20 protein-coding genes are annotated in these 17,697 nt (G+C 38.5%); 15 read left to right on the plus strand and 5 right to left on the minus strand.

The window, feature by feature from the left end; all coding sequences use genetic code 11:
• Positions 1-57 precede the first annotated feature (57 nt).
• From AC33VI_RS11415 to AC33VI_RS11450, 8 genes are all read left to right on the plus strand, one after another.
• Positions 58-564 (plus strand): GNAT family N-acetyltransferase, encoded by a 507-nt coding sequence (locus AC33VI_RS11415; RefSeq protein ID WP_491782384.1) that lies wholly within the window; start codon positions 58-60, stop codon positions 562-564.
• A gap of 10 nt (positions 565-574) precedes the next feature.
• Positions 575-1,621: a glucokinase gene (locus AC33VI_RS11420; protein WP_491782403.1), complete on the plus strand. Its 1,047-nt coding sequence runs from the start codon at positions 575-577 to the stop codon at positions 1,619-1,621.
• Between the two features lie 57 nt (positions 1,622-1,678).
• A complete protein-coding gene (locus tag AC33VI_RS11425; RefSeq protein WP_491782385.1) occupies positions 1,679-2,314 on the plus strand; it encodes an antibiotic biosynthesis monooxygenase family protein in 636 nt (211 codons plus the stop codon).
• Positions 2,315-2,363: 49 nt separating this feature from the next.
• On the plus strand, positions 2,364-3,413 hold the full coding sequence (hisC, locus tag AC33VI_RS11430) for a histidinol-phosphate transaminase (protein WP_491782386.1): 1,050 nt from the start codon (positions 2,364-2,366) through the stop codon (positions 3,411-3,413).
• A 143-nt stretch (positions 3,414-3,556) separates the two neighbouring features.
• Complete coding sequence (locus AC33VI_RS11435; RefSeq protein WP_491782387.1) at positions 3,557-3,919, plus strand: phage holin family protein; 363 nt, start codon at positions 3,557-3,559, stop codon at positions 3,917-3,919.
• 214 nt (positions 3,920-4,133) lie between these two features.
• Positions 4,134-4,487, plus strand: coding sequence for a UbiA family prenyltransferase (locus AC33VI_RS11440; protein ID WP_491782388.1), 354 nt, complete (start codon positions 4,134-4,136; stop codon positions 4,485-4,487).
• A gap of 108 nt (positions 4,488-4,595) precedes the next feature.
• Positions 4,596-5,312, plus strand: coding sequence for a dynamin family protein (locus AC33VI_RS11445; RefSeq protein ID WP_491782389.1), 717 nt, complete (start codon positions 4,596-4,598; stop codon positions 5,310-5,312).
• Positions 5,313-5,440: 128 nt separating this feature from the next.
• Positions 5,441-6,619 carry a hypothetical protein gene (locus AC33VI_RS11450; protein WP_491782390.1) on the plus strand — a complete coding sequence of 393 codons (1,179 nt, stop codon included), beginning with the start codon at positions 5,441-5,443 and terminating at the stop codon, positions 6,617-6,619.
• Positions 6,620-6,727: 108 nt separating this feature from the next.
• Here AC33VI_RS11450 and panD read toward each other — a convergent pair whose 3' ends face one another.
• Positions 6,728-7,147, minus strand: coding sequence for an aspartate 1-decarboxylase (panD, locus tag AC33VI_RS11455; protein ID WP_491782391.1), 420 nt, complete (start codon positions 7,145-7,147; stop codon positions 6,728-6,730).
• A 72-nt stretch (positions 7,148-7,219) separates the two neighbouring features.
• The gene (locus AC33VI_RS11460) at positions 7,220-8,389 is read right to left on the minus strand and encodes a pyridoxal phosphate-dependent aminotransferase (protein WP_491782392.1); all 1,170 of its coding nucleotides are present in this window, start codon (positions 8,387-8,389) and stop codon (positions 7,220-7,222) included.
• A gap of 111 nt (positions 8,390-8,500) precedes the next feature.
• Here AC33VI_RS11460 and AC33VI_RS11465 point away from each other — a divergent pair, with 111 nt between their 5' ends.
• From AC33VI_RS11465 to AC33VI_RS11475, 3 genes are all read left to right on the plus strand, one after another.
• Entirely contained in the window at positions 8,501-10,276 is a 1,776-nt protein-coding gene (locus tag AC33VI_RS11465) for a sugar phosphorylase (protein WP_491782393.1), read from the plus strand.
• 308 nt (positions 10,277-10,584) lie between these two features.
• A complete protein-coding gene (locus tag AC33VI_RS11470; RefSeq protein ID WP_491782394.1) occupies positions 10,585-11,286 on the plus strand; it encodes a hypothetical protein in 702 nt (233 codons plus the stop codon).
• 75 nt (positions 11,287-11,361) lie between these two features.
• The gene (locus tag AC33VI_RS11475; RefSeq protein WP_491782395.1) at positions 11,362-11,616 is read left to right on the plus strand and encodes a hypothetical protein; all 255 of its coding nucleotides are present in this window, start codon (positions 11,362-11,364) and stop codon (positions 11,614-11,616) included.
• A 111-nt stretch (positions 11,617-11,727) separates the two neighbouring features.
• On the opposite strand, the gene AC33VI_RS11480 is transcribed toward AC33VI_RS11475, so the two are convergent.
• Both AC33VI_RS11480 and AC33VI_RS11485 read right to left on the minus strand, forming a co-directional pair.
• Entirely contained in the window at positions 11,728-12,921 is a 1,194-nt protein-coding gene (locus AC33VI_RS11480; protein WP_491782396.1) for an alpha/beta hydrolase fold domain-containing protein, read from the minus strand.
• Between the two features lie 94 nt (positions 12,922-13,015).
• Entirely contained in the window at positions 13,016-14,320 is a 1,305-nt protein-coding gene (locus AC33VI_RS11485) for a Glu/Leu/Phe/Val family dehydrogenase (protein ID WP_491782397.1), read from the minus strand.
• A 145-nt stretch (positions 14,321-14,465) separates the two neighbouring features.
• Between AC33VI_RS11485 and AC33VI_RS11490 the strand changes: the two genes are divergently transcribed.
• From AC33VI_RS11490 to ispG, 4 genes are all read left to right on the plus strand, one after another.
• Positions 14,466-14,729, plus strand: a complete 264-nt coding sequence (locus tag AC33VI_RS11490; RefSeq protein WP_491782398.1) for a DUF3146 family protein — start codon at positions 14,466-14,468, stop codon at positions 14,727-14,729.
• A 107-nt stretch (positions 14,730-14,836) separates the two neighbouring features.
• Positions 14,837-15,265: a hypothetical protein gene (locus AC33VI_RS11495; protein ID WP_491782399.1), complete on the plus strand. Its 429-nt coding sequence runs from the start codon at positions 14,837-14,839 to the stop codon at positions 15,263-15,265.
• A 20-nt stretch (positions 15,266-15,285) separates the two neighbouring features.
• Entirely contained in the window at positions 15,286-15,534 is a 249-nt protein-coding gene (locus AC33VI_RS11500) for an NDH complex assembly factor CRR9 (RefSeq protein ID WP_491782400.1), read from the plus strand.
• 77 nt (positions 15,535-15,611) lie between these two features.
• Positions 15,612-16,829: a (E)-4-hydroxy-3-methylbut-2-enyl-diphosphate synthase gene (gene ispG, locus AC33VI_RS11505; protein WP_491782401.1), complete on the plus strand. Its 1,218-nt coding sequence runs from the start codon at positions 15,612-15,614 to the stop codon at positions 16,827-16,829.
• 195 nt (positions 16,830-17,024) lie between these two features.
• Here ispG and AC33VI_RS11510 read toward each other — a convergent pair.
• Positions 17,025-17,697: RNA-guided endonuclease InsQ/TnpB family protein (locus AC33VI_RS11510; protein WP_491782402.1), on the minus strand; the 673-nt coding region annotated here is incomplete at its 5' end.

The raw sequence follows: 17,697 nt of genomic DNA on the forward strand, positions 1-17,697 counted from the left end.
CGATCTCCAAAGAAAAAGTTAATAGCAAAAAAAACAACAACTAACAACTAACAACTAATGAAAAAAAACTATCAAAACTTTTTAATTAGAGATTGGCAGCCAGGCGATCGCGAGACAGCAGCAGCAGTAATCCGTCAAGTATTGCAAGAATACGGTTTACCTTGGCAACCAGAATTAGCCGATCGCGATGTTATAGAAGTGGAATCGGCATATCTAGAAGTTGGGGGGGAGTTTTGGGTAGTAGAAGAAAAAGGAGTCATTGTCGGTACGGCGGCATATCAACCGATCGCTAGAGGACAAAATGCCGTCGAGATTCGCAAAATGTATTTATTACCAGAAGTTCGCGGTCGAAAATTGGGTGTATATTTATTACAGGAGTTAGAAAAAGCGATCGCTATTAAGGATTATCAAGAAATTTGGATTGAGACCGCAACTATCTTAAAAGAGGCAGTAAAATTATACGAAAACAATGGCTACTTACCTGCTAGTGGTGTAGAAACTGCAAGGTGCGATCTGGTTTACGTAAAGCAATTAGGCAATCTGGTAAATAAAAACAAGAAATAGAGACAAGTAAATTATGTTTTTACTAGCTGGTGATATTGGCGGAACAAAGACTATTTTACGCTTAGTCGAAGTCACCGAAGTCACTCTCACCGAAAAGACTTTTAAAACTGTCAAAGAGGCTCAATATATCAGTGCCAATTTTCCCGATTTAGTACCAATGGTGCAAGAATTTATGGGAAATGATAAATATCTCCATCCCCAAATTGCTTGTTTTGCGATCGCAGGACCAGTAGTTAATAATAGCTGCCATCTCACCAATCTTAAATGGTTTTTGGAGACAGAACGACTCAAAATGGAATTAGAAATTCCTAAAATGAGTTTGATTAATGACTTTGCCGCCAATAGTTTTGGAATTTTAGGACTCAAAGATTTTGACGTTCATACTCTACAACCAGGAGAGGAAAGATCGGATTCGCCCATTGCAGTAATTGGAGCAGGCACTGGTTTGGGGGAGGCTTTTTTGATTCCTCAAGGCAAGAAATATCAGATTTTTGCCAGTGAAGGAGGACACGCCGATTTTGCCCCCCGCAACGATCTGGAAACCGAATTATTAAAATACCTCCGAGTTAAATTGAATGTGGAACATATTTCCGTAGAAAGAGTAGTTTCTGGTCAAGGAATTACTTCTATTTATCAATTTTTGCGAGATACAAATTTTGCCCCAGAATCTCCAGAGATTAGCGAAAAAATTAAGTTTTGGGAACGAGAAGGCAAAAAAACCATTGACCCCGCAGCAATTATTTCTCAAGCAGCATTCAAACAGAGCGATCGCCTTTGCGAAAAAACCATTGAGATGTTTATTGAAGCCTACGGCGCGGAAACGGGCAATTTAGCCCTAAAGTTGCTTTCCTATGGTGGAATTTATATTGCTGGGGGAATTGCTGCCAAAATTTTACCGATGATGCAAGATGGAAGATTTTTAGCAACTTTCAAAGACAAAGGCAGAGTCAGCACCTTAATTGAAGAAATTCCCGTTCATATTGTCTTAAATGCCCAAGTAGGTCTAGTTGGTTCGGTATTGTATGGTTTGCAACATCACGATAGCCTCGAAGACTAAAATTATCATAATTATCGCACCTCTATCTACTACCTAACCTTAATTCCTGGGAAAAAAATGTCTACTCTCTCTTTAGATAATAGTTTGACGACAGTAATTATTATTTTTACTGTCAAAGCAGAACAACAAGATAACTTGATTGCAGCGATCGCCGAATTTTTAGAAACTGTTAAGACTCAACCTGGTTTTGTCTCTGCCAATCTTCATAAAAGTACTGACGGGGTAAAAGTAGCAAACTACGCTCAATGGTCTAGTCTAGAATCATTTGAAGCTTTTAGAAATAATCAAGAAGTTCAAGAGAAAGCTGCTAAGTTGTTTGAATTCGATACTCCAGATTCCCACGTTTACGAAATTGTCGCTTCCGAATCTAAAGTAGGTACGCCCGAAATCAAACAAGGAGAATATATAGTTCACTTTGCTGAATTTACCATGCAGCCAGACAATCAACCCAAAATGGTCGAACTGGCAAAAGAACATCTTTCCCCTGCAATGAAACAACCAGGATTGATTTCTGCTACTTTCCACCGCAGTCTAGATGGTACTCGCGTCATTAATTATGGACAGTGGTTAAACGAAGATGCGATCGCCGAATTGGTTAAACAACCTGGTTTTAGTAAAGATAAGCCCTATTGGGATGGCATTGCCGACAATGAATATCATCTTTATCAAGTAGTTAAAGTTGTTAATAGTTGAGGCAGTTAGGGACTAATAACTAGTAACTAATCACTAATAACTAACAAAAATGAATTATTTTCGTCCTGCGATCGCTCGTATGGCAGGTTATACCCCTGGAGAACAACCAAAGCCAGGTACGCCAATTATTAAATTGAATACTAATGAAAATCCCTATCCTCCTTCTCCGAAAGCTTTAGAAATTCTGAGAAATCTAGATAGTGAATGGTTGCGACGCTATCCCGATCCTTATGGGAGAGACTTTTGCCAGGCAGTTAGCGCAGCTTTGGGCGTACCTGAAGATTGGATTATCGTGACTAATGGTAGCGACGATCTGTTAAATATTTTAATTCGTACTTGCGCCGAAGGAAAAGAGCGTAAGGTGGTTTATCCCATGCCTTCTTATGTTTTGTATCGTACTTTAGCAGAACTGCAAGCCGCAGAAGCGATCGAAATAGACTATCCAGAAGATTATCAATTGCCCATCGAAGAATTAATTGCTGCTAATGGTGCGGTGACTCTCATTGCCACTCCTAATAGTCCTTCTGGTCATATCGTACCTTTAGACGACTTGCGTGCTTTGGCACAAGGGGTTTCGGGGATATTGGCGATCGACGAAGCGTATGTAGATTTTGCCGATTATTCTGCCCTATCTTTAGTAGCAGAATTTGAGAATGTAATTGTGTTACGTACCCTTTCTAAAGGTTATTCTCTGGCTGGTTTGCGTCTTGGTTTTGGTATTGCCAATCCTAATTTGATTTCGGGTTTGTTTAAGGTTAAAGATAGTTATAACGTAGATGCGATCGCTATATTAGTAGGAACGGCAGCTACAATCGACCAGGAATATAAAAACAGTTGTGCTGCCAAGGTCAAGCGATCGCGTCAAAAATTACAACAGAATTTGCAACAAATGGGGTTTCACGTCAGAAATTCTCAAGGGAACTTTTTATTAGTTACTCCGAGGAACTATCCAGCAAAGGCTATCTATCAATATCTTAAGGAGAATAATATTTTGGTGCGTTATTTTAATTTACCAAGATTAGACGATAAATTACGCATCACTGTGGGTACTGACGAGCAAAACCAGAAACTATTGAATTTGCTCGGCAATTTTCTCTAAAAGTCAAGTAGAAAAAAATTTTTAGCCATGATTATTAACTAATAATACGCAAACCTAAAGATTATCTTGGGAATATAGAATAAAATTTACTTTCTGTAGTATCCTACTCACTAAATAACACTTTAATATTAAAAAATATAAATATGTTAGCCATAATTGTATCTCTTTTAGTTAGTGCGGTTGCCTTCTTTATTATCTCTAAATTACCTACGGGTGTAAAAATAGAAAGCTTTCAAAAAGCCATTATTGCTGCGATTGTTTTTGGCATTCTCAACGCTATCTTGCATCCTATCTTAAGTATTTTAGCTGCACCTTTAAACTTCATCTCTTTTGGTTTGCTTAGAGGAATAATAACCTTACTCATTAATGGTTTTATCTTTGGTCTGTCTGCCCTGTTAATCCAAGGATTTAGATTGCAATGGGGTATTTGGAGTGCCTTAATTGGTGCTTTTGCTTTGACCGTAATCAACCAACTTATCTTTAGTTTGTTACCTGCAATTGGTTAGACTTTTCTTCTACGATTAATATTTAAAGAAAATGGCGATCGCTTTTAGTTAGGCGATCGTTTTTTTCAGGATTGAAGGGTATTCTAAATTTATAGTAATTCTAAATAAGAACCAAATAATATTAATTAGAATATGGGAAGTGTTATCGATCGCTGACTGCTGTAGGCTAAATCACAATAATAATATTAGTAATTAAATCCAGATTGCCGAAATAATGAGTAATTCAGAAGATAAACGAAGAGAATTTGAACTGCGAGAAGCAGAATTAAAAGCCAAAGAAAGAGAATTGAGATTGCGAGAAATGGAAGCGGAAATCTATCAAGAACAAAAACCTCAACAGGTAGATTTAGACCCTCCATTATATCGAACTCAAAAGCACAATCCCGAACCTGGTTCGATTCAAAAATTTGGCAGAAAAATCGTCAAATTTGCCAAATTCACTGGTTTTGTTATCGCTGGAGTAGCCATTATTAGAATTGGCTTTTTTATTGGTATGTGGATTGCCTATTTATTTTTAGCAGGAATCATTGCTACGGTTGGCTATCATATTTTTCTCAAAGACGACTAAAAATGAGTAATGAGTAATGAGTAATGAGTAATGAGTAATGAGTAATGAGTAGTGAGTAGTAGTTAAAAACTAAAAACTAAAAACTAATAACTAATAACTAACAAAATAATGTCTTTCGATAACAATCTTCAACAAAGTTCTTTAATCCGCCACGAGTTGTCTAATTGCTTGGAAGAAATGGCTGCTATTTTGGTCGAAGCAGAAAAAGAAGGGGAAAGTAAATCGGGAAAGTTATCTTTGTCTGGAGAAATAGAAAGAGTAGAGATAACTAGTAATAATTTACGTGATAGTAAATTTAAGTTACTGGTTTTGGGAGATATGAAGCGGGGCAAAAGTACTTTTATTAATGCTTTATTGGGAGAAAAGTTATTACCGAGTGATGTTAATCCTTGCACTGCTTTACTAACAATTTTACGTTATGGAACTAAAAAGCAAGTTACTATTTATTTTAAAGATAGTAATTATACAGAAACTATCGATCTGCAAACTTTTAAACAGAAATATACGATCGCCCCAGAAGAAGCTAAAACATTTACCACTGCTAATAAATTAGCTTTTCCCGATGTTGAATATGCAGCGATTGAGTATCCTGTACCATTATTAAAAGAAGGATTGGAAATTATCGATAGCCCTGGTTTAAATGATCTCGAAGCTAGAAATAATTTAACCTTACAACATATTTATAACTGTCATGGAGCTTTATTTTTATTTCGAGCAATTCAACCCTGTACTTTGGAAGAAAGAAGATATTTAAGAAATTATTTGCCAGCAGATATTACTACCTTTTTATTATCAATGCTTGGGATGAAATTAAAGATAGTTTAGTAGATCGTAATGATATTGAAGAATTAAAATTAGCAGAGGATCGAATTCGCCAAGTCTTTCAAGCAAACCTTCAGCTTTATTTAACTCCAGAAACATACAATCGACGAGTTTTTGAAGTTTCTTCTTTGATGGCTTTACGGCAGAAAATAAAAGACAAAGAAGCGAATTTAGTGGGAACGGGATTTCCTGAATTTATTTATGCTTTAAACAATTTTTTGAATCAAGAAAAAGCAGTTGCCGAATTCCAACAGGGACAAAGGATCGCCCATAACGCATTTAACAAAGCCGAAGCTGCGATCGATCGCCGTATTCCTTTGTTGGATGAAACTATTGTCGAACTTAAAGCCAAGATTGACAGCCTCGAACCAGAATTTACTCAATTAGAAGCAATTAGAAATTGTTTTCAGCAGGAAATCATTAACGAGAAAAAAATACAAAGTAAAGCAATCTCAGAATCCTTTGCTGAGTATATTCTCAATTTAGAAAAAAACTTTGAAACTGATTTTCTCGAATCTCAACCAGACTTAAATTTTGCCGATTTTCTCGATCGCGATAAAAGAAATGAATTTCAACTAGCTTTTCAACAGGCTTTTGAACGTTATATGAACGATCGCCTTGCTGCTTGGGAGTTTACCGCCAAACAAGAATTATCTGCTAGTTTCGATCGCTTGAATACTTTGGGAGAACAACATCAAATAGATTACGAAAGAGTCATCGAAGCAATTAATCAAAAGCTATTGGGTTCTCGTTTTTCTGTAGATGAATACCGACATAATTCTGAAAAAGTATCCCCCTGGGCGGACAATTTTAGTGATATGTTTTTTGACGTACCAGATAGTGTTAACGGCGCGATTAATTCCTTTAATACTTTTTGGCAAACCGTTCTTGCCTCCATTTGTATTACTGTTGGCTTAAGAATTATCGGTCTTTTATTTAGTACTGTAGCCTTAAACATTTTCGGGGCAATTTTATTAGGTTTTGGTACTGTTGCCTTACAAGCTGAATACGTACGTCGTCAGTTTCTCGAACTTACTAAAAAAGAATTTAGCAAATATCTACCGCGCATCGCCGAAGAACAAAAGCCCCTAATTTATGACGGTATTGCCAATTGTTTTGCAGCCTACGAAAAACAAGCCATAGAAATCATCGATCGCGATCTAGAATCTCGTCATTTAGAATTAAATAACCTGGTAAAACAAAAAGAAAACTACGAAATCAACCGCGACGGAGAAATCCAACGACTTACCAACTTAAAAAGTCAGCTTCAAGTCAAAGTATCTGAAGTCGATCGCATTATTAGTGAGTAGTGTAGAGACGTTCCATGGAACGTCCGTACGAGTAGTGAGTAGTGAGTAGTGAGTAGTAGTTAACAACTAATAACTAATAACTAATAACTAATAACTAATAACTAACCACTAACTAGAAAAAGTTTTAAACTGCAAATCGTCATCATGAGGAACTAAATCCTGTTCGATATATTCTCGACAACCATTATTCTCGTCGGCTACTATAATTTTAGCTTGGTGTCCTGTTTTCATAACTGACAGGCGATCGCGATATTCGTAGGCAATAATAATTAGGAGATCTCCTGGCTGACAGAGTAAAGCTGCCCCACCATTAGGGCAAATTCCTCCTTCTCCTGCTTCTCCTGCGATCGCATAGGTAGACCATCGCTTGCCATTGGCGAGGTTAATTACGTCTACTTCTTCGAGGGGAAGAATGCCAACTCGATCCATTAAGTTTTTGTCGATAGTAATACTTCCGACATAATTTACATTGGCTTCAGTCACCGTAACGCGATGAAGCTTGGCGTGCATTAACTTAATTTGAGTCATCTATTCTCTTTCGACTTAACTGTTCTTATCATAAACTCATCTACAATCTTTATTAAGCAAAGATTAAAACAACTACTGACATATTTCTTTTAAACCAGCAATTAATCGTTTGATTCCTGTTTTAGCAGTATCCGATTGCAAGTTACCATAAGCTACTCTTAGATAGCAGCCATTTTCTATACCAAAAGTGCTACCAGGAATTACGGCTACTTTGTATTCTTCTACTAGTCTTTTTACCAATTCTAAATCGGGTAAATCGGTATTTACTTTTAACCAAAAATAAAACGCCCCCGCAGCAGAGGAAACCCCGCACAAATTAGGAATGGATTCTAATTCGGTTTTGACAATCTTTCTGACGCGATCGATTTCTAGCAGATGTTCCTGACAGTAAGCTTTACCAGCATTTAATGCCCCTAATGCAGCGTATTGAGAAACCACTGGGGGACATATTAAATTAGTATCCTGTACTTTTTTAATCGGCAGCAACAGATGTTGGGGAATTACCATATAGCCAATACGCCAGCTAGCGAAACCATAGGCTTTGGATAAACTAAATAAAGAGATAGTAAAGTCTTCGTTGTTGGCAAACGATCCTGGAGAATGATGTTCGATGCCATCATAAGTAAAATATTCGTAGGCTTCGTCACTAATATGATAAATTCCGCGATCGCGACAGAGATCGTTTACTGCTTGTAGAGATTCGCGCGAATATACCGCCCCTGTAGGATTGTTGGGGGAAATAGTGACAATGGCTCTAGTTTTGGGGGTAATGGCTGCTTTGATGGCTGGGAGATCTAATTGATAATCTTCGGTAGTCTGGGCTAACATGGTGCGACAATTAACCATGGCGATCGCCATTTCGTGATTAAAGTAATAGGGAGTATTGAGGATTATTTCATCTCCCGCTTGAGTAATCCCCAAGATAGCATTCATAAATGCCATATTACTTCCAGCCGTAACGACAATACAGTTTTTATGATTGATTTCGATCTTATTGTCTGTTGCCAGTTTGGATTTAATCATAGAAACTAAAGGATCGATTCCCGTAACTGCTTGGTATAAATGATTGTGAGAATTTTGGAGAAAAGATTGTAGAGATGCGATGGCACTTTCTGGAGGGGGATAGCTGACAACTCCTTGTCCTAGAGATATCGTACCAGGATTATTTTTAATCAGTTCGCTAACCACAGGAATTAGAGGAGACTGTACTCGATCCATACGAGTGCTCAAAGCATTTATCATGTATTATTTTCCATCAATCGATTTATTTTATTTTCCAGCCAAAAAGCTATTGTAGAACATTTCTATTGTCCAAATTCTGATTAATTACTTTTATAGAATTGAATATTTTTTATGGAAAAACAACCAAATTTCACCATAAACCAAGAAATTAAGCAAGATCGCGCTTTTCAGTATTTGGAAAGCAAAATTAGACTCATTTTGAGTAAAGTTTACCAAGATGCGATCGTCGATTCCTTGGTTACTAAAATTCATTCCTTAATTAAGCCACACCTTGCCGATTCCATAGCCGAAAATTTGAATAAGTGGAGTCAGGAAGATATTATACTAATTACCTACGGCGACAGCATTCGTACTCCTCAGGAAAAGCCGTTAGTTACCCTACTCAAGTTTTTAGAAACTTTCCAAGATACGATTACAGGAGTTCATATTTTACCCTTTTGTCCCTATAGTTCGGATGATGGATTTTCAGTAATTGATTATTTACAAATCGATCCGCAATTGGGAGACTGGCAAGATATCGAAAAAATTGCCGAGAAATTCGACTTGATGGCGGATTTGGTATTAAATCATATTTCCAGCCAAAGCGAATGGTTTCAACAATACCAGCAGGGAATCAAACCAGGTTGTGACTATTTTATTGAAGCAGATCCCGCAACAGATCTCTCAGCAGTAATACGCCCCCGCAGCAATCCCCTATTGGTAGAAGTAGATACGGCTAAGGGTAAAAAGCACGTCTGGGCTACTTTTAGTGCCGATCAAATCGATTTGGATTTTAGCAATCCTGATGTTTTGCTGGAAGTGATTAAAATAGTTCTGTTTTATGTTGAAAAGGGTGCAAAATATATCCGACTCGATGCAGTAGGTTTCTTGTGGAAAAAAATAGGAACTTCTTGCATTCATCTACCTGAAACCCATGCCATTATCAAACTCCTGCGAGAAATCGCCCAAGCAGTAAACCCCAATGTGGCTTTGATTACCGAAACCAACGTACCCAACCGAGAAAATTTAAGCTATTTTGGCAACCGCGACGAAGCCCATCTAATTTATAACTTTAGCCTCCCTCCCTTAATCCTCAATGCCTTGCTACAAGGAAAATCCGACCACCTCAAAACCTGGATGATGAGTATGCCTCCCGCCCCCATAGGTTGTGCTTATTTTAACTTTACTGCTTCCCACGATGGGATTGGTTTGCGCCCCACAGAAGGACTATTGTTAGAAACAGAATATAACGCCATGCTAGAAACCATGAAGAAATTTGGCGGCAAAATTAGCATGAGGAATCAGCCCGATGGCACTCAAAGCCCCTATGAAATTAATATATCTCTATTTGATGCCTTGAAGGGAACGGTGAAAGGGGAAGATGAATGGCAAATTGAAAGATTTTTATGTTCTCAAACCATTATGATGTCCGTCGAAGGAGTTCCAGCTTTTTATATCCACAGCTTATTAGCAACTCCCAATGACTATGAGAACATGGCAAAAACAGGGCGCAATCGTTCGATCAACCGCCATAAATGGGATTATGATACTCTAATGTCAACTATTCAAGATCCTACTAGCGATCGCGCTAAAATAATTCAAGAATTGTCTCGTAGGATTCAAATTCGCCGTCGCCAACCAGCCTTCCATCCCAACGCCACCCAATATACTTTGCATCCCATGAATAAAGCCCTATTCGCTTTTTGGCGACAAAGTATGTATCGCGATCAAAGTATTTTTTGTATTTTTAATTTGAGCGATCGCCGCCAGGAATTGCCCCTATCTGACATCAATCTGATTTGTGTCGATCCTTGGCAGGATTTGTTAAGTGGCGAAGTAATTGAAGATATCAGCGATAAGTTTAGTTTGCAACCTTATCAATGTGCTTGGATTACTAATAAATTTTAGTTTTTAGTTTTTAGTTCAAGGCTAATAGTTAGCAATTAAATAACTATACTTAAAATGAATAATAATCGTACATTATTAATCGACTCGATTCTTCATTGTTTTCTAGGAGGAATTGGTGCGATTTTTTTTCTTACTTTATTTTGTTGTTCTGGTCAGTCTTTTTATCTTCAGATTCTAAATAGCCCCACCTAAATAAACGAACAATAGAAAGCTGAAAAAAATCAAGAATATCTTTTCCTTTCCCTTTTATCTTTTATCTTTTATCTTTTACCAACCTTGAAAATTAAATTAAATTCACATTATTACCAATGCTAACTATTAACCAACCAGGATTAACCCCAGAACAAATAGATTTGATTCCCGAATATCGTCGCAAGTGGCAAGAGATAGCCCTAAACCGTAATCCTATAGATCGAGAACTAGCCAGAGTAGCTATTTATAATGCCTATGATTTTTTGGATTTAGCTCATCCTAATATTATTTTTGTGGCTACTCCCTATGATGCAATCCAAGATTTAGATCTAGAAATAACGAATAGTTGGGGAAAATTAGAAGATACTTATTTAGGTAGCCCCGTTGCAGGAGAATTGATTTATAAATTATTGGGCAATATTCGTAACGATCTTAAAGGTAAAATACTCGAAGAATTGCAGGGTAACTTAGATGAAAGTTCGGCAAATAAAATAGGTTTGGAAATAACTACAAGATTCGAGCAATATCAATTATTTTCGATTGTTTTAGCTAACTTTCGCGCCATGGCAAATGCTAGTTACGATCATAACCAAATTGATAACAATCAAATCGATCGCAATAGTATGAACTTTTTTGATTTCTTCCTCGATACTGGCTTTTTCTTTAATCGATATATAACTCCTCCCCTAACCGAACTTCAAAAACAAATTACTAGTTTATTTCCTCAAGATTGGCAAAGCGCTCGCAAGCTCGCTCAAGGATTTATAGTCGTTCTAATTAATTTCCGTACTATCTCAGTAATTTGTTCGGGGGATTAGGGATTAGGGGTTAGGGATTAGGGAGCAATAATTAGTACATATTTTCGTATGGTTCTTATTAGGAATGACTATAGTATGCTATTTTCCAGTATCAATTTTCAAAACAATTCGGGAAAATATCAACTACCCATCATCGAAGCCAACAGCAGATTTACTAATCTTCTTATACCTTCGGAACTAACTGACTATGCCTACTATATTGACTATTGCCATCAAGTATTAGGATGCGATCGCGATCCTCAAAAATGGAATATCTTTCAAGATTTAATTACTAATTGTGGTTGGATCTTTCCCTATCAAAAAACCGTTATCTTGTGCGATCGCATTTGAATAAACAATAAACTTGATTATTTTACTGCGCTTTTCACATGGGTAGACCAGATAATTAAACTTTAAAAACTAAAAACTAAGAACTACGAACTAGTAAATTTTCCAAAATAACTATTCAACTGAAAACGGCTGTAAAGTAAATGCCAAAAAACGCTCGGTATAGTAAAGAGCTAGTTGATTGCCAATGCCAAAAAAGACAATATCAAAAGCGTGTTCTGCCCAGGGTAATCCCAACCAGATAGCAGGATTGTCTGTCGCCCTTAATTTATCGTAAAGCTGTCTTCCAAATTCAACGCGAATTACATTATCTCTTTGACCATAAACTAGTAAAGTAGGTGGTAAATTCGGTCGGGGATAATTAATGGGAGAGGCTTGACGATATAGTTCGGGAAATTGTTCGGGAGTTCCACCCAAAAAGTTTTTTAGCACTAATCTATTATCAAGAGGATTGGGAACTGGAGGGTTATCATAGCCTTCTGTTAAATTCGTAGGACTGTAATAACTAATCACCGAACGAAAAGCAGGGGCATTTGGTTGATAGGCTGCCAGGGTGGCTAAATGACCCCCCGCAGAACGTCCCATAATTGACATTCTCTCCAGATCTACTTCTAAAGTATCTGCATTATTTTGAATGTATGCCAAAGCAGTATTAACATCTTCAAGCTGCGCGGGGAATTTATATTTTGGTGCGTGACGATAATCAATGGTAATCACTGAATAACCAAGATTGGCAATATAGCTACTAAATTGCTCGTAATCATCGGGCGAACCAGAACGCCATGCACCGCCATAAATAATCATTAAAGTAGGCTTTTTACCGACAGTAGCGGGTCGATAAAGATTTAGTTTCAAATCTACTCCATCAGGACTGGCAAAAACAATTCCGCGATCGATGCGAACTTCAGGAATAGTAATACCACGAAATACATCGGCGATCGCAAATGGTTGAGAACGCATTTTCTGCTGTAACTTTTGAGGGATTTGGGCTAGATAATCTTCACCCAAAACTCTTTCCATTTCTAAAGCAAAATTGCGCTCGGCAGCAGATAATTGGATCGGGGGCAAACTACTTAAAATTAAGGCGATCAGGCTAAGAATTAGGACTGAATTGGATAGCCAATTCCGAGTAGCGATCGCAGTTGCCAATAAAGCGATCGCATTAAGAATAACCAACCAGGGACTCAATTCTGGGGTAGCAACTGTCAACACGAGTAACAAGTAAGTAGGAGGAGGAACAACAATCCAGAGACTTAAAAAAAATCCTAAAATACTTAAAAAGAAGGAAAAAAAATACCAGAATTGCAAGACGATGATTGGTGATGAAAAGTTAGTTGTTACCTATTTTAATTGTTGATGGTTGATTGTTCTAAAGGATTCCTATTTGTACGATTGCTTAACTTTACCGATTGACAAAATCTTTAATCGTACCTTTAGCATCCAAAGCTTCTCCCAGACGATTTAAAGCACGAACATAAGCAGCCGTACGTACGTCAATCACTAGATCTTGGGCTGTTGACCAAGTTTGCTCGGTTTCTAACCGCATTTTATCTTTTAGGCGTTGATTGACTTCATCTAGAGTCCAATACCAACCACTACGGTTTTGCACCCATTCAAAATAGCTGACGGTGACTCCTCCTGCATTAACCAAAATATCGGGAAAGACCCAAACCCCTTTTTTTGTCAGAATTTTATCCGCATCGGAGTTCACCGGACCATTAGCTACTTCAAAGATATATTTTGCTTTAATATCCTTGGCGTTCTCTTGAGTAATCTGATTTTCTAAAGCTGCGGGAATCAGTACATCTAAATCCAGAGTCAATAATTCTTGATTGGAAATTACCTGATGTTCCATAATACTGCACACAGTATCTTGGCAATATACAGCTTTCATTTCCCGACTGTTCTCTTTGTGTTGTTTGACGCTAGTAATATCTAAACCTTGGGGTGCATAGATTCCCCCTTTAGAATCGCTGACAGCAACTATTTTGTATCCCGCCTCGTAAAGCAAGACAGCTAAAGTCGAGCCAGCATTGCCAAAACCTTGGATACCAATGGTAGTTTCTTGGGAAATGAGACTAAACTTCGCCAACATGGTCTGAATGACAGTAAATGCCCCCATGGCAGTGGCAGTATCCCTACCTTTGCTACCTCCCAAAGCCAATGGTTTCCCCGTCACCACTCCCCGACAAAGTTGGCGTTTAATGGTACTGTAGCGATCCATCATCCACCCCATAATCGTGGCATTAGTGTAGACATCGGGGGCGAGAATATCAATATCCTCTCCTATGGCATCGGCAATTTCATTAATATAACCCCGACTCAATCTTTCTAATTCTGCTTTAGATAATTCTTTCGGATTGACGGTAATGCCTCCTTTAGCACCACCAAAGGGCAAATCTAGCAAAGCACATTTAAAAGTCATCCAAAAAGCCAGAGATTGAACTTCATCCAAACTGACTTTGGGATGATAGCGCACTCCTCCTTTTCCCGCACCTCTAGTATCGTCATAGCGCACTCGATAGCCAGAAAAGACTTTAAGACTGCCATCATCCATTCTGACGGGAATAGAGACCATTAAACTAGTCTTAGGATATTGCAAGCGAGCGATCGCATCAGGAGAGATATCAACGTGCTTCAAAGCCAGTTCTAGTCTTTTATTCGCATCAGACAATAAAGACGCAGCAGAATTATTTCGATCGGTCATTATTCATTTCTCCAATACATCTATCTAGAAAAAAAATCATCGCTTTTTCTCATCAATAAAAACGAAAATCGGTCTAGATACGTACATTATTGCTTTCAAAGTAGTTATATTATTGGAAAAAAATCTATTACTTCTCTCAAAAACTGTGAACCGTCGTTATCTACCAGAAACTACTGCCCACGTCCGCATAACTCAACAATCGCTATCGATGGGCAAAATAGAAGGAGAAGTGCAAGCTGCAAATTATGCCTGGCAATTTCGCTGGCGTTTTCGTCAAAGACAGTTATCAGTACAACCTTCTTTGGGGAGGGCTTTAATTCAAGAGCCTTTGGAAAGATTTCTCGAACGTTCTGATTATCAATTAGAACCAGGAAGCGACTACACTTTTACAGTTAGGACAAAAATGTAGGCGTTGCATCATGATGGAATAGTCTAGGGTGACTGGGAGACTGGGGGACTGGGGGATAAGTAGCAACGCGAAAATGTAAAATTAAGATCGGTAGTTAAAAAAAAAATATGGAACGAGGATTACTTTGGTTGCCCCTACTAGTAGTATTTATTTGGCTTGCTTGGAGTGGCTGGAATGAATATCAAAAATTAGAAGCATACAAAATTTGGGCAGCAGATTTTGATAACGCCAAGTTTGATATCTATGCAGTGATGGGTAGAAAAGATCGTCAAATTACTTGGGGAAAGCCCAGTCGTCAGGGTACAAAAGATTTGACTACTTTTTCTCTAGATGACGTTGAGGAGATTAACTTATTAGTAGATCACAAATTAGTCGATTTAGACAATCTGCCCAGTAAAGGCAAACCCTTTTTAGAATTCATTTTTGGCGATCGCAATTCTGACAATTCCAAGATCGAAATACCTTTTACCGATATTCCCCTGGCTGCCAAGTGGCTTTACTATTTAACATCCGTTGAAGCAACCACTAACCACTAACGACTAACCACTAATAACCAATGCCCGAATCACCCGATAAATATTTATCCCCAGAAGAATCAGCCGATGTGGAAGCAGCATTGCTAACATCCCCCGAAAAGTTTTTGACTCGTTTGACTATTTCTTCTCAAAGACTGCTACAAAAAATCGCCCAAGACTATCAAGTTTCTGTAGAAGAACTATCTCACAAACAAATCATTGAGTGGTTTGAAAACGACAGCAAAGCCAAAAGAGAAAGAGGAGAAGACGCAGGTAGCCTAAGATGGTAAATTTTAGATGCCCCAAACCCGTAAAATAGAAAATAAATTAAATATAAAAATCTTGCGTCGAGCAATAGTTAATCATTATGCAAACTCTGGATAATCCTAACCTTACTAATAACACAGCTTTTGATACCACTATTCATAGGCGAAAAACTCGTCCTGTAAAAGTTGGCGACATAACTATTGGCGGTGGCAACCCCGTAGTGGTGCAGTCGATGATTAATGAGGATACTTTAGATATTGATGGTTCGGTAGCAGCAATACGCCGTTTGCACGAGATTGGCTGCGAAATCGTGCGAGTTACCGTACCTAGTATGGCTCACGCTAAAGCTTTGGCGGAAATTAAACAAAAATTAGCCGACACCTATCAGCCAGTACCTTTGGTTGCCGACGTGCATCACAATGGCATGAAAATTGCTCTAGAAGTAGCCAAGCACGTTGATAAAGTAAGAATCAATCCTGGATTGTATGTGTTTGAAAAGCCTAAAAGCGATCGCACTGAATATACTGAAGCCGAATTTAATGAAATTGGAGCAAAAATTCGCGAAACTCTCGAACCCCTAGTAGTTTCTTTGCGCGACCAAGGTAAAGCAATGCGTATCGGCGTTAATCATGGCTCTTTGTCCGAAAGAATGCTGTTTACTTATGGGGATACTCCCGAAGGGATGGTCGAGTCGGCATTAGAGTTTATCAAAATTTGCGAATCTCTCGATTTTTATAATATCGTTCTCTCTCTCAAAGCTTCTCGCGTACCCGTAATGCTAGCGGCATATAGATTGATGGTACAGAGAATGAACGAATTGGGTATGGAATATCCTCTACATTTGGGGGTTACCGAAGCGGGAGACGGCGAATATGGCAGAATTAAATCTACTGCGGGTATTGGAACGCTTTTGGCACAAGGAATTGGCGATACAATTCGCGTGTCTTTGACCGAATCTCCTGAAAAAGAAATTCCCGTTTGCTACAGTATCTTACAAGCTTTAGGACTCCGCAAAACTATGGTTGAGTATGTCGCTTGTCCTTCTTGCGGTCGTACTTTATTTAACCTGGAAGAAGTCTTGCATAAAGTCCGCGAAGCTACCAAACACCTGACTGGTTTGGACATCGCCGTTATGGGTTGTATTGTTAATGGTCCTGGAGAAATGGCAGATGCCGACTATGGTTATGTAGGCAAACAACCAGGCTATATTTCTCTCTATCGCGGTCGCGAAGAAATTACTAAAGTCCCCGAAGAAAAAGGTGTTGAGGAATTGATTAACCTAATCAAATCTGACGGTCGTTGGGTAGATCCTGAATAAAAACGATTGGGTAATCTCTGCTTTAGACTATATATCATACTGAGATCTTGCACGCCTTACAAAATAATTTGACAATCGGAATAAAAGAATCAATTTGTATTGACGCTCCCCCCAATGCGTTAACTACGCTATCGCTTCGTTAACTAAATTAGGGGGATTCCTCCTGCGAGCGGGATCTTCTAAGACCTTTCCCCTTCAGAGGCTGTCTTGCGACAACGCGGTCTTGGGGGTCTCCCCCAAGACCGCGTTGTCGCGCTGGACGGTGCGCCCCACCGCCACAGCTTTTAGTCCTCGTTGTTCTACGATCTGGGCTGCTGCTACATCTCGATCTGTTGTGTACCCGCAGTTATCACAAGAATGGACTCTTTCAGACAGTAGTTTTTTACCTGTTATAGTCTGACATCTAGGACAGGTTTGACTTGTAAGGCATGGATCTACACGCTCAAAATACACTCCGCGTTTGTGACATACAAACTCAAGAATATTTAAGAATTGACCAAACCCAGCGTCTAAAGTGTGTTTTCTCAACATTCCTCTAGACATTGCTTTTAGGTTTAAATCTTCAGCAAATATCATTCCAGCTTCATCACATAATTGATTAGCCACTTTGTAATGAAAATCTTTTCTGGTATTAGATATTTGTTCGTGTAGGTTCGACACTTTAGCACAAGCTTTTCTCCAATTACTAGACCCTTTTTTCTTTCTACTCATTTTCCGTTGCAGCGATTTCAGCTTGCTTTGGAGAGGAACAAAGAATTTTGGTCTAGCAATCAATTTGCCTGTACTCGTAGCTAAAAATTTCTCTAGCCCTAGATCTATGCCTAGTGGTTCGCCATGAGGCAAAACACTCGGAACAGATACATCTAAC

This window comes from Waterburya sp., assembly GCF_058530065.1.